Source organism: Clostridium brassicae, assembly GCF_026738875.1.
Classification (GTDB): Bacteria; Bacillota; Clostridia; order Clostridiales; family Clostridiaceae; genus Clostridium_H; species Clostridium_H brassicae.
Genome location: NZ_JAPQFJ010000023.1, coordinates 1 through 12,170 on the forward strand (window position 1 = coordinate 1; position 12,170 = coordinate 12,170).

Annotated in this window: 14 protein-coding genes; 11 read left to right on the forward strand and 3 right to left on the reverse strand. The window is 29.5% G+C overall.

The window, feature by feature from the left end; genetic code table 11:
- Positions 1 to 212: 212 nt before the first annotated feature.
- Positions 213 to 1,925, reverse strand: a complete 1,713-nt coding sequence (locus tag OW729_RS16540; RefSeq protein ID WP_268062665.1) for a methyl-accepting chemotaxis protein — start codon at positions 1,923 to 1,925, stop codon at positions 213 to 215.
- A 138-nt stretch (positions 1,926 to 2,063) separates the two neighbouring features.
- Between OW729_RS16540 and OW729_RS16545 the strand changes: the two genes are divergently transcribed.
- From OW729_RS16545 to OW729_RS16565, 5 genes are all read left to right on the forward strand, one after another.
- Positions 2,064 to 2,210, forward strand: a complete 147-nt coding sequence (locus OW729_RS16545) for a hypothetical protein (protein WP_268062666.1) — start codon at positions 2,064 to 2,066, stop codon at positions 2,208 to 2,210.
- Between the two features lie 501 nt (positions 2,211 to 2,711).
- On the forward strand, positions 2,712 to 3,134 hold the full coding sequence (locus OW729_RS16550; protein ID WP_268062667.1) for a GNAT family N-acetyltransferase: 423 nt from the start codon (positions 2,712 to 2,714) through the stop codon (positions 3,132 to 3,134).
- 53 nt (positions 3,135 to 3,187) lie between these two features.
- Positions 3,188 to 4,132 carry an NAD-dependent epimerase/dehydratase family protein gene (locus OW729_RS16555; protein WP_268062668.1) on the forward strand — a complete coding sequence of 315 codons (945 nt, stop codon included), beginning with the start codon at positions 3,188 to 3,190 and terminating at the stop codon, positions 4,130 to 4,132.
- Positions 4,133 to 4,458: 326 nt separating this feature from the next.
- Entirely contained in the window at positions 4,459 to 5,190 is a 732-nt protein-coding gene (locus tag OW729_RS16560) for a MerR family transcriptional regulator (RefSeq protein ID WP_268062669.1), read from the forward strand.
- Between the two features lie 60 nt (positions 5,191 to 5,250).
- Complete coding sequence (locus tag OW729_RS16565) at positions 5,251 to 5,637, forward strand: hypothetical protein (protein ID WP_268062670.1); 387 nt, start codon at positions 5,251 to 5,253, stop codon at positions 5,635 to 5,637.
- Between the two features lie 127 nt (positions 5,638 to 5,764).
- Here the strand turns inward: OW729_RS16565 and OW729_RS16570 are convergent, their stop codons facing one another.
- Both OW729_RS16570 and OW729_RS16575 read right to left on the reverse strand, forming a co-directional pair.
- A complete protein-coding gene (locus OW729_RS16570; RefSeq protein WP_268062671.1) occupies positions 5,765 to 7,063 on the reverse strand; it encodes an FtsW/RodA/SpoVE family cell cycle protein in 1,299 nt (432 codons plus the stop codon).
- Positions 7,054 to 7,395 carry a PadR family transcriptional regulator gene (locus tag OW729_RS16575; RefSeq protein WP_268062712.1) on the reverse strand — a complete coding sequence of 114 codons (342 nt, stop codon included), beginning with the start codon at positions 7,393 to 7,395 and terminating at the stop codon, positions 7,054 to 7,056. Before OW729_RS16575 ends, OW729_RS16570 begins: the two co-directional genes overlap by 10 nt.
- A gap of 76 nt (positions 7,396 to 7,471) precedes the next feature.
- Here OW729_RS16575 and OW729_RS16580 point away from each other — a divergent pair, with 76 nt between their 5' ends.
- The 6 genes from OW729_RS16580 (at position 7,472) to OW729_RS16605 (ending at position 12,144) form a co-directional block, all read left to right on the forward strand.
- On the forward strand, positions 7,472 to 7,645 hold the full coding sequence (locus OW729_RS16580) for a hypothetical protein (protein WP_268062672.1): 174 nt from the start codon (positions 7,472 to 7,474) through the stop codon (positions 7,643 to 7,645).
- Positions 7,646 to 7,657: 12 nt separating this feature from the next.
- On the forward strand, positions 7,658 to 9,043 hold the full coding sequence (locus OW729_RS16585; RefSeq protein ID WP_268062673.1) for an aminotransferase-like domain-containing protein: 1,386 nt from the start codon (positions 7,658 to 7,660) through the stop codon (positions 9,041 to 9,043).
- A 121-nt stretch (positions 9,044 to 9,164) separates the two neighbouring features.
- Positions 9,165 to 9,944, forward strand: a complete 780-nt coding sequence (locus OW729_RS16590; RefSeq protein WP_268062674.1) for a PhzF family phenazine biosynthesis protein — start codon at positions 9,165 to 9,167, stop codon at positions 9,942 to 9,944.
- Positions 9,945 to 10,151: 207 nt separating this feature from the next.
- Positions 10,152 to 10,616 (forward strand): pyridoxamine 5'-phosphate oxidase family protein, encoded by a 465-nt coding sequence (locus OW729_RS16595; protein ID WP_268062675.1) that lies wholly within the window; start codon positions 10,152 to 10,154, stop codon positions 10,614 to 10,616.
- A gap of 211 nt (positions 10,617 to 10,827) precedes the next feature.
- A complete protein-coding gene (locus tag OW729_RS16600; protein WP_268062676.1) occupies positions 10,828 to 11,301 on the forward strand; it encodes an ASCH domain-containing protein in 474 nt (157 codons plus the stop codon).
- Between the two features lie 120 nt (positions 11,302 to 11,421).
- Positions 11,422 to 12,144: a ferritin-like domain-containing protein gene (locus OW729_RS16605; protein WP_268062713.1), complete on the forward strand. Its 723-nt coding sequence runs from the start codon at positions 11,422 to 11,424 to the stop codon at positions 12,142 to 12,144.
- Positions 12,145 to 12,170 lie beyond the last annotated feature (26 nt).

Below are 12,170 nucleotides of genomic sequence, written 5' to 3' on the forward strand. Positions count from 1 at the left end.
TATTGTAAAAATATTAAAGAAATTAAAATAACTAGGTGTTAGCATAATAATACTTTTACCTAGTTATTCTTAAATAATTTAATTCTAAAATTTTTATGGAAGTTTACACAAAATTCTTGACAGACTCAAGCAACTGTAAAATATAGATAATAAAAATTAGAAAACTATATAAAAATAAGCCCAGTAACTTGATCTGGGCTTATTTTAAAAAGTTAAATTTTAAATTGTTGTACCATAGTATTAAGTTCTTGTGCAAGCTCAGATTGAGCCTGAGAAGATTGAGATACATTGTTTATAGCACCAGATATTTCATCTATACTGTTTAATATTTCTTCAGAACTAGCAGCAGATTCTTCAGAAGTTGCTGATACATTTTGGATAGTTTCAGCTACTTGACTTATTGTTTCACTTATTTGTTCTGATGCTAAAGCTATTTCTTGAGACATATTATTAATAAATTCCGAGTCTTTTTCATATTGAATCCCAGTTTCTAATAAAAGCTCATAACTTGGCTTTACATTATCTGCTATATAACTTAATATTTCATGTCCACTATTAGAGAGGTTATTAAATGCAGTTTGTACCTGCGTAACCATATTGTGAATTTCAGTAACAGTTTGAGATGATTGTTCAGCAAGTTTTCTTACCTCATCTGCTACTACGGCAAATCCTTTTCCTTGTTCTCCTGCTCTTGCAGCTTCAATAGCAGCATTTAAAGATAGTAAGTTAGTTTGTTCAGCAATACTGGCTATAGCATCTGCCATAACTTTTATTTTTTCAACAACTTTTCCATCTTCTATTGCTTTTATTATTTTATCATGTTTTTCATTATAGATTGAATTGCCAAGTTCTATATTGTTTTCTGCCTTAACTTTTATGTTAATAGCACGTTTCCTTATTTCTTCAACAGAAGCAGCAGCATTTGTTGATTTTTTTGCAAGCTCATGAGCTGTTGCACTTATTTCTTGAGATGAAGCACTTACTTCTTCAGTTGACGAAGTTAAATTTTCAGTTCCTTCTGCTATTTGTCTAGCTGATTCATTTACGAACTGCATATTTGATGAAACTTCCTCAGTTGTTGCTGACAGTTCCTCACTTGTAGCACTTATATCACTAGCGCTATTCATTATTTTAGAAATTAATGCTTTTACATTTTCATTAGCCTTATTTAATGATTGGGACAAATGTCCTATCTCATCTTTTGAATCGATTTGTATTGTTTGGGTTAGATCACCCTTACCTAATGTTTCAGCAAATATAACTATTTTATTTAATTGTTTTGAAATTATTGAGGCAATTACAAATCCTAATGTAACTGCTGTAATTAGACCTATTCCAATTACAATAATAATTGTGATTAAAGATGTTTTATATATAGCATTGTTTTTTTCATAATCATTTTGTGCCAATTGCATATTAAAATCTACATATTCGTTTAAGATTTCAAACATCTTGACTCTTGTTTCGTACATTTTATTAAATGATAATAATGATTGATCATACTTATTATTATTTACTAAATTTATAGTATTATCACGAGATACTCTATAATCTTCTAAAAGTTTAGTAAATTGTGCATACATCTGTTTATCTTTGTCTGTGGTCATAGTTAATTCATAGTCTGATAAGAGCTTATCATTTTCAGCCTTAAGCTGAGTAATTTCATTTTTTAAGTTTTGAAATTTACCTCTATCTTTGTCATATAGTAGTGTTAGCATATCAGAGTTAATTTGAAGAAGATTTTCCTTTATCTGTCCCATGCATTTTACACCCATTAAGTCTATTTTGTACATTGAAACAGAACCTGAATTTATTTTCCTCATATTTAGTACACCTATAGATCCTACTATGCCTATAAATAGTGAAACCACAATAAAAGAGAATATTAATTTTTGAGCCATTTTTAAATTATTAAACCACTTCATATATTTGCTCCCTTCCTTTGAAATATACATATATCTCGAATGGATTTTTGTAAACTTAATATAATAAATAATGGAAATTGCATATACACCCCATTAAATATTAGAAGTTTTGCGTATATATATATGAGGTGGATTGATATGAGAGTTAATAGAATAATAGAAATTAATAAAAATTATGAGGAAAGAGAAAGAATTGAATTTAAACAAAAAAAACAGAATGACAATAATAAAGATATATCATTTTCAGAAATTCTAAAGAAGAAAATGTACAAAAATAGAGCTTGAATAAGCATTTGGTTAATTCCAGATGCTTATTTTTATATTATTTAATTTATAATATAAAAATTAATTAGGCTTATTAATAATGTAAAATTAATAGGTATTGACTTAAGTGGAATACAAACATGGTAAGTATTATGTACCAGTAGATAAATATGTTAAAAATAAAGGAGCCTATGTTATAGAAAATATATGTAATTTAGAAAGGTTGCTTCATAATTGAAAGCAAATGTAAATTGGATTCAATTAGACGGAACTACAGCAATAAAGGTTGAAATTGAAACTTTATAAAAATTTATAAAACTAATAGGATACAGTATAATTAAGAGAAGTCACAAAAGATGACTTCTCTTAAAATATTTTTTAGTTTTTTAGTATGATTGGGTAAATATGATATAATTTAACAAGAACGAGAGTATTAAAACTAATATTATAAATTATATAGGTAAATTTAAGATATAGATTAATTTGTAGTTGTTGAATATTTTAAATGAGTAGGTGAGACATATGTTTCAGATAAAGAGAGGTATTATAACGGCAGAACAATTTAATGTTTTAGCAGAGTCTGTTAGATGGGGACATCCTACTATTGATCAGGTGAAAATAGCACTAGAAAATTCATTATATACTGGTTGTGTAGTAGATGGTAATGAGGTTATTGCAATGGGAAGAATGTTTGGTGATAATAGCATGTCTTATTTTATAAAAGATGTAGTAGTAATGCCTAAATATCAAGGTAAGGGTATTGGAAAATTAATTATTAATGATATGTTATCTTTTCTTAAAGAAAGAACACCAGAAGGATGGAAGTTTTGTGTTGAGCTTATGAGTGCCTCTGGGAAAGAAGCTTTCTATGAAAAGTTTGGGTTTCAAAGGAGACCATCAATGACAAACGGAGCTGGGATGTTTTTAATGGTAAATAGTAATTAATATGGATAATGATTAAAGCAAGGGAATTACTATTAGTTGAAAGGGGGAAGTATATGAAAATATTAGTTATGGGAGGAACTGAATTTGTAAGCAGTTCGTTATCAAAATATCTAATATCAAAAGGCTATACTGTGGATATATTTACAAGAGGAATTAAACCTATTAAATATGATGGAATTAGAAAACATTTAAAAGGTGATAGAAAATCAATTAAAGATTTAAAAGCTAATATTGCAAACGAAAAGTATGATTATATTTTTGACATTTCAGCATATGTAAAAGAGGATGTGCAAAAATTAATTAAAATTTTAAATAAGGAAAATTTAAGAAGATATGTATTTTGTAGCTCTGGGTCAGTATATGTACCTTCAGATAAAATAGTTACAGAAGAATTTACTCGAGGTAAAAACGTAAATTGGGGGAGTTATGGATTAGATAAAAAGAAAGCGGAAGACTATTTATTTGAATTATGGGAAAATGAGAAATTTCCTATAACTATATTTAGGCCAACTTACATATATGGAGAAGAGAATAACTTATATAGAGAAGTCTATTTATTTGATAGGATAACTAAAGGAGTGGATATTCCTATACCAAATGGTAATGAAAAGACACAATTTATATATATAAGTGATTTAGTTAAAGTATTTGAAAGTACTATATATACAGAGAAAACATTAGGACAAGCATATAATATAACTCATTCACAGATAGTGACATGGCAACAATTAGTTGAAACAGCTATGAAAGTAGTTAATAGGAAAGTAAATATAAAAAAAGTGGATAGTGAAAAAATAAATATAAGTGTAAGAGAATATTTTCCTTTTAGAAATCTTACTTATCTATTAGATACAAAAAAAGCTGAAAAAGACGGACTGTATATGCCAAAGATTGACTTGTTTGAAGGATTAAAGCTTTCATATAAATGGTATTGTAATGTTAAACCAGAAGTAAGAGATGCTAAAATGAATAAAATTAATTTAGTATTAGATATGTAAATAATTAAATTTTCTATTAAGAGGTAAACAAATATGATATATACAAATGAAGATAAACATAATAAAAGACTAAGGGTTAATTGCGAAAATTTTGGCTTATGTTGTATAGCGTTATAATTTTCAGCTTCATAAGTTTACAAACTATTGGGCAAAGTAATTATCTGAAGACATACATAAAAAACATCGTATTATTCGATTTTGAATTATACGATGTTTTTGTGTTTCGGTATTTCTATATAAGAAATTAAATTTATTTTTTACTATTGACTCTAACGTAACGTAATAGTATATTGTATAACTATACTAAAAAGAAAAGAGATGAAAAAATGAAGATTAACGAGGTTGCAAAATTAACTGGAGTTACTGTAAGAACACTACATTATTATGATGAAATAGAATTACTTAAACCGAGCCAAATTACTGAATCAGGTTATAGATTATATGATGAAAATGCCCTTGCTAAACTGCAACAGATACTATTCTTTAAGGAGCTGGAATTTTCTCTTAGTGAAATTAAGGATATTATAACAAATCCTGCATTTCATAAAACAGAGGCATTAAAAAATCACAAAAAATTACTTATTAAAAAGCGTGAACGAATTAAAAAGCTGATAACACTTGTAGATAATACAATAAAAGGAGAAGATAACATGAGTTTTAAAGAATTTGATATGACAGAAATTGAAATTAGTAAAAAGAAATATGCAAAAGAGGTTAAAGAACGTTGGGGGAATTCTGATGCCTATATAGAAAGCGAGAAAAAATGTAATAGTTATAGTAAAACTCAGTGGCAGGATATAAACGAGGAAGGCAGGGATATTTTAAAAGCCTTTGCTAATAGTATGAATAAAACTCCTGACAGCAAAGAAATTCAAGAACTTGTTAAGAAGTGGCAAAATTTCATTACAGTAAGGTTTTACAACTGTACAAATGAAATTTTGAAGTGTCTAGGCCTCATGTATGTTGAAGATGAACGTTTTAAGAAGAATATTGATCAGAATGGTGAGGGAACAGCAGAGTTCATCTCAAAGGCAATTGCAATTTACTGTACAAAATGAGTATAATTTTTATTATGGATTTTCTTTAAAGATGTATCAAAATCTTAGGGGTGTAGAATAATGTCAAAAGAGTTTATAATGGATCTAAATGATATTCAACCAAGTCAATTATATATAAATTCACAAAAACTTCATAATGTTTTAAAGTGGTTCAAACCAAATGAATATAATAGTTATGATGCCATACCTATTAAAAATTTAAATGGGAAAATAATATTTACAGATGGTCATACAAGGGCTTATGCTTCATATCTAAAAGGAGTACAAACTATAAAAGTGTATTGGGATGAAGATGAATTAGATTGGAATGCATATGAGATTTGTGTTGAATGGTGCAACTTGGAAGGAATAAAATCAATATATGATTTAAAAAACAGAGTAATAAATCCAGATGAATATAAAATTTTGTGGATAGAAAGATGTGAAAAAATTCATAATCAATTATAAATATTGATAATTAAAATCCGTTCACCATGGGAAAATATACATTGTGAGCGGATTTGATTTTTAATCAAATAAAAATTAACCTTATAATGGAGTTTTGGGAGTGCGGTTATAAAAGTTTACATTATAATTAACTTATATTGTTATCCTCTAGGTATTTTTTACTACTAGAGATGTTTCTTCTTCTATAAGCACTTAAAATTAATCCTACAGATATCATATTAAACAAGCATAAGATACCTCCATAACTTATAAATGGAAGGGATATGCCCATTAAAGGAACTAAATTAAGGTTCATCAGTATGTTTAATAAGAATTGAACTAGAAGTATAGAAATTAAGCCTGAACATAATAGTTTTCCATATTCATCTTTAATGTTCTTTGTTATTCGTGTCATTCTAATTATAAATCCTGTAATTAAGATTACTAGGATAATAATACTAAACCATCCAAAAGAAGATAATATATAGCTAAAAATAAATTCAGTATGAAGTTTAGGTAAAGTATATTTAGCGTCAACAATACCTTTACCAAGGAAACTAGATGAACTTAGTATGGTTTTTAACTGTACATTTATATAACCAATACCTGTTGAATACATTTGAGGGCTTAGAAATGCAGTTAGTCTTTTTAGCATATATGGTCGATTTAATATTGTAAAAGAAACAGCACTTATAGAGATAATACCTATAGAAAAAATATATTTTAACTTAATTCTTGATTTTAATGCTAATACTATGAAACCTGCAGTATATATCACTGCAGAGGCAGTTGAATTTCCAAATGTCATTATAGCAGAAGGTAATGCTAATAAAAAAATTCCCTTAAGTAAATTAGTTTTTCTATTCCAATTCCAGTTAGTAAAAATTCCAGCTAAAGATATGATTAATATGTAAGAAGCAATAGTAGTTACTATTGTAACTTGGGATATATCTTCAAAATGGACAAATTGAGTAAAAAGTATAAGTAATGTAATGGTAGATACAAATATATACTTTGAGTATTTTTCGAGTTTTCTGTAATCAAATAGGTAAAGTAAAACTATCATTAAGCTTCCAAGTGAGGCAGACAATAAACTTCTATTAAAGATATAGTCAATGTTTTCAGCTATATTATTAGATTTCAGAATATACATAAGGATAACACCTATATTAACTAAAGCCAAAGTAAGTATTAAAGTTATCCAATCAGGAGAACCCTTGTGAGCTAAATTAAGTTGTTTACCTACTTCAGAAGGATTTCCCATTCTTTTTATAGCTTCATCTAAGGCAACTTCTTTAGATAGTCCGTTTTTAATACCTTCTTCATAAATGTCTTCTATATGGGAACTTATTTCTGAGGCAATCTCATGGTGTGCTTCTTTAAGTTTAATATAGGAACAAACATCATTGATATAATTTTTAATTTTGGTAGTTTTATCTATTGACATGTTATTCCCTCCCATAAAATTTTATCTACTGCCGTACGGAAAGTATTCCATTCTTCTTTCTTTTCTTTTAATTCTAACTTTCCTTTATCTGTAATCTTATAATATTTTCGTTTTCGTTTTCCATCACCTTGCTCCCAAAAGGATTCAACTAAGTTTTTGCTTTCAAGTGTATGAAGAATAGGGTAAAGAGTGCCTTCTTTAAAGGAAAAAATACCGTTGGATTTTTCTTCAATACTTTTTATCATTTCATAGCCGTACATAGTTTTTTTATCAAGTAGTTTTAAGATAAGAATTACAGTACTACCTTTTAGTAATTCTTTATTGATATTTATAAGTAACACCTCCTAAAGATTTAATTTAAAAGTTTAATAATAAATAATACATAGATATACTATACATAGTAAATCTATGTATAGTATATCACCTTATTATGGAAATGCAAGTAGAAAAATAATATTTACAGATTGTCATATAGGGGCTTATGCTTTTAATAATTCATATCCGACAGATATTGTTGTTATAAAAGATGGTATTGTAATGGTAAGTGCACAATTATATAATTATATTCAAAAACATGAGTAATGGAGGAGCCCTATGTCTGTAAATTCTTTTGAAAATTATCCAATGAGTTGGAAACCGAAGCGACCTCAAACGAATAAGCCTCTATATTTAGCGATTGCAGAGCAGTTAGAGCAGGACATTGAAAATGGTATACTTCTGCCTGGTACAAAATTACCGCCGCAAAGAGAACTGGCTGACTACTTGGATATTAATGTAAGCACCATTTCAAGGGCATTCAAGATTTGCGAACAGAAAGGCTTAGTAAATGGAGCGGTTGGTAGCGGAACACTTGTAGCATATGATACGACGGTCAGCTCTTATCTTGCACCAGAGTATGATGTACCTCGATTGATTGAAATGGGTTCTCTGTTTACAGAATCTACTTCATACGAAGAAGTGACTATGTTGCTAAAGAAAATGATTGTGGAACCAGACTTTGGCAAACTGCTTCAATATAGTAGACCTAATGGGGTTTTATGGCAAAAAGAGGCAGCAGTTAAGCTAATCCGAAATGCAGGATATGAAACAAGTGCGGAGCACTTGTTGATCGCAAGTGGGGGTCAAAATGCGATTGCGGCAATTATGGCGGGACTTTTTAAGCCAGGAGATCGTATTGGAACAGACCCAGTTACTTATCCCGGTGTTAAAACTGTTGCTAAAATGTTAGGTATCCAGTTAGTCCCTATTCAGCAAGAACATAATGAAATGAGTGAAGCTGGGCTGTTATATGCCTGTAAAAACGAAAATATCAAAGGTATTTATATTATGCCAGACTATCAAAATCCAACAACACACATAATATCACAACTGGGTAGAAAGATGATCGCAAATGTGGCAAAGCAACAAAATTTAATTGTAATAGAGGATGGTATTCACAGCTTATTAAATGAGCGTCCTCAAAAAGCAGTTGCATCCTATGCACCAGAACAAACCATATATATTGCAAGCCTGTCAAAAACAGTTGCCCCTGGTCTGCGACTTGCTTATGTGGCGACACCAGAAAAGTATAAAATTGCTTTGTCCAATGCCTTATATAATATCAATCTTTCGGTATCTCCGTTTCTAGTAGAACTTGCGTCTCGCATGATAGTATCAAAAAATGCTGAAAAGTTGATTGAAATGCACCGTCGATTAGCAAAGCAACGCAACCAACTTGTAAATCAATACCTTTTTGAATACTCTTTGTTCGGTTCAGATGAATGTATTTTTAGATGGCTCTTGTTACCAAGTGGATTTACTGGAGAACAATTTGAAAGATTGGCTTATCAAGCAGGAGTTCAAGTTTATGCAGCGGAACGATTTGCTGTTGGAAAAGCCGAACCACCATCTGCGGTTCGGCTGGCTGTTGCAGCTACAAGCAGTAAAGAAGAGTTGGAAACAGCACTTAAAATTCTCAAAAAACTATTATCAACTTCTTAATTTGTACTAGTTCTAGAATAAATCAAAATTGTATTGCACACAATTTAAACATTGTATGCAATATTTTTTCTTGTTACTATATTAGCAAATATAAAAATAAAAAATTGGGAAGGTGATAATGATGAGATATTATGTAGTAGACGCATTTGCTGAAAAAGTTTTTGAGGGTAATCCTGCTGGTGTATGCATATTAGATGAACCGTTGTCTGACGAATTAATGCAGAAGATAGCAATGGAAAATAATCTTTCAGAAACAGCCTTTGCACTAAAAAATGAGGATGGATATGGATTGAGATGGTTTACACCAGGAGGTGAGATAAATCTATGTGGGCATGCTACACTTGCAACAGCTTTTGTATTAATGAATTATATTGATAAAGAGTTAAGTACAATAAGATTTTTGACATTGAGCGGCGAACTTACTGTAACAAAAGTTGGGACTGTATATGAAATGGATTTTCCAGCTATTCTCTCAGAAGAATATCCTATTTCCGAACAAATGATAGAGGCTTTAGGTGTAACGCCAGAAGAGACATATAAAAATAGAGATTTAATATTCTTGTTAGACTCAGAAGAAGCAGTAAAAAATATTACACCTGATTTTGCTAAATTAGAAAAAATTCCAGAAGGCTTGGCTGTCTTTGTCACTGCAAAAGGAGACGAATATGATTTTGTTTCCAGAGCATTTTGGCCAAAATTGAAAGTAAATGAAGATCCAGTTTGTGGTTCTATGCATTGTAGTTTAATGCCGTTTTGGGCAAAACGATTAAATAAGCGTGAAATGGTGGCAAGACAGTTGTCTAGCAGAGGTGGTACGTTATATTGCAAATATGAAGGTGATAGAGTTAAAATTGCGGGAAAAGCTGTGCTGTATTCTATAGCGGATATTTTCATTGAATAACGATTATAAGAATAATCGTTGCTTAATTTTGGAGATGTTGTTGAGCATATTGTTACCTAGTAATAATGTGAAGTTGAGTTGCTTTGCTTCGTTACCATAAAGCGAATTAATAACTTAGTTAGACATTAAAAAGTGTATAAATAAGAAGGAGGTGAACTTTAGTGAGGGTTCGGTATTTACAATATAATCCATCACTAAAGATAAACTATGTTTAAGGAAATTAGGAGAAAAGATAGAGAGCTTGATATTGCAGAAGCAATAGAAGTATTAAATAATTGCGATTACGGCATTTTATCTACAGTAGGTGAAAATGGATATGCATATGGAGTGCCGGTAAGTTACGTTTATTTAAAAAATTCAATATATTTTCATTGTGCTGTAGAAGGTCAAAAATTAGATAACTTAATAAATAATAATAAAGTATCTTTTTGTGTAGTTGGAGAGACTTGTATTTTACCTAACAAATTTAGTACAAAGTATGAGAGTGTGATCATATTTGGAAAAGCAAATGAAGTTTTTGATGATGAAAAAGATATGGTTATGTTAGAATTACTAAGGAAGTATTCAAAAGAATATTTGGAAAAAGGTAAAGAATATATTAAAAATACAAGTGAAAAAGTAAAAGTAATAAGAGTAAGCATTGAACATATTTCTGGGAAAGCAAGAAGATAATTTATACCAATTTGCTATGATAAAATGGTATTATCTAAATTAGTTGACAGTTTCCTTTTTTAGTATCAATATTACTAGTAAAAAACTACATAGCACTATATAAAATAAGACGAAGAAAAGGTTTATATTATAAATTATATTATAAATCATATTTAAAATTAAATTAAGAGAAAAGAGTTTTAGCAAATCATATATACGGGGAGTTTAAGATATGAAGAAAGAACATAAATCAGTACAAGAAATGTGGAAAAATTATTTAATGTCTATAGGTGAGGATAATGGTAATATTAATAAAAATTATACTTCATGGTATTTTTGTGACAATGAAAAAAGTGCGAATGACTTAGCGAAATTAGTAAGAGAAGGAATCAAAAGAGGAACAACATCTCTTTATTATTGGTATGAGCTGGAAAACGAAGAACTACCAATAGAAGATGAATACAGTATTATTACTGATTGGAATGGCATAGCTCAATGTATTATAAGAACTAAAAAAGTGTCTGTACTACCTTTTAAAGATGTAAATGAAGAATTTGCACAAATAGAGGGTGAAGGGGATAAGTCTTTAAAATATTGGAGAGAAACACATATTGATTTTTTTACAAAAGAATTAAAAGAGCAAGGAATAGAATTTTATGAAGATATGTTAGTAGTATTTGAGGAATTTGAAATGGTGTACAAGTAATATATTGTTTTAATCAATAAGTATTTATTAATAAGAGCTAAATGCAAATAGAACACATATCTATATATAAAGCATAATATACTAGTGAATTATTATTTAGGAGGAATTTTGGTGTACATGATGCCAAGATACAGAAATTCAATGATGATCAATCCACAAGTACAAGAAGCACTTGAAGGAGTTAGAGAAGCAGTTCAAGGCGAAAGAGAAGATGAATTGTTTTATGATTATCTTATAAGTGTTGCACCTACTAGAGAGGATAAGGAAATTATAGAATCTATAAGAGATGATGAATGCAGGCATAATAGATTGTTTAGAAGCATATATAAGGAATTTAGAGGTATGGAAGTTTCGACTGCTGGGGAAGAAATTTTTGAAAGACCAAAATCTTATATAGATGGTATTAAAAAAGCCTTATTTGGAGAGCTAAGAGCTGTAGAAAAATATATGGGTATTAGAAGAGATTTACCTATGGGACCGTATAAAGATATGCTATTTGATATAATTACAGATAAAATAAAGCATTCCGTAAAGTACAATTATCTATTTAATTTAAACAGTAGCAAGAATCTTGTAGCTATGAACAGAAGTCCGGTACAAGACACTTCTAAATTTACACCAGACGATTGGGTAAGATACATCACTCCACTAGTAAACCGTGCTTTATTAGAAGCTAAGGCAGGAATTAATCCAGAACATTTATATCAAGAATTTATTTTATCAGGAGTACTTGTAGGACTTGGGAAGACTCCTCAAGAAGCTATTGAACAGGTTGAACAATGGGAAACAACAGGTGAATCCCAGTTACTTGCAAAGAGTAAGATGGGAAGAAGCTATTATTAGATTAATAGTAAGGAATTTTAAAAAGC

Excerpts from the sequence above, each read along its gene's own strand:
- OW729_RS16600 (WP_268062676.1), top strand. The coding sequence starts at position 10,828 with ATGAAGAAAGAACATAAATCAGTACAAGAAATGTGGAAAAATTATTTA.
- OW729_RS16550 (WP_268062667.1), top strand. The coding sequence starts at position 2,712 with ATGTTTCAGATAAAGAGAGGTATTATAACGGCAGAACAATTTAATGTT.
- OW729_RS16565 (WP_268062670.1), top strand. The coding sequence starts at position 5,251 with ATGTCAAAAGAGTTTATAATGGATCTAAATGATATTCAACCAAGTCAA.
- OW729_RS16545 (WP_268062666.1), top strand. The coding sequence starts at position 2,064 with ATGAGAGTTAATAGAATAATAGAAATTAATAAAAATTATGAGGAAAGA.
- OW729_RS16570 (WP_268062671.1), bottom strand. The coding sequence starts at position 7,063 with ATGTCAATAGATAAAACTACCAAAATTAAAAATTATATCAATGATGTT.
- OW729_RS16540 (WP_268062665.1), bottom strand. The coding sequence starts at position 1,925 with ATGAAGTGGTTTAATAATTTAAAAATGGCTCAAAAATTAATATTCTCT.
- OW729_RS16605 (WP_268062713.1), top strand. The coding sequence starts at position 11,422 with ATGCCAAGATACAGAAATTCAATGATGATCAATCCACAAGTACAAGAA.
- OW729_RS16555 (WP_268062668.1), top strand. The coding sequence starts at position 3,188 with ATGAAAATATTAGTTATGGGAGGAACTGAATTTGTAAGCAGTTCGTTA.
- OW729_RS16595 (WP_268062675.1), top strand. The coding sequence starts at position 10,152 with ATGTTTAAGGAAATTAGGAGAAAAGATAGAGAGCTTGATATTGCAGAA.
- OW729_RS16580 (WP_268062672.1), top strand. The coding sequence starts at position 7,472 with ATGTATAGTATATCACCTTATTATGGAAATGCAAGTAGAAAAATAATA.
- OW729_RS16560 (WP_268062669.1), top strand. The coding sequence starts at position 4,459 with ATGAAGATTAACGAGGTTGCAAAATTAACTGGAGTTACTGTAAGAACA.
- OW729_RS16590 (WP_268062674.1), top strand. The coding sequence starts at position 9,165 with ATGAGATATTATGTAGTAGACGCATTTGCTGAAAAAGTTTTTGAGGGT.
- OW729_RS16585 (WP_268062673.1), top strand. The coding sequence starts at position 7,658 with ATGTCTGTAAATTCTTTTGAAAATTATCCAATGAGTTGGAAACCGAAG.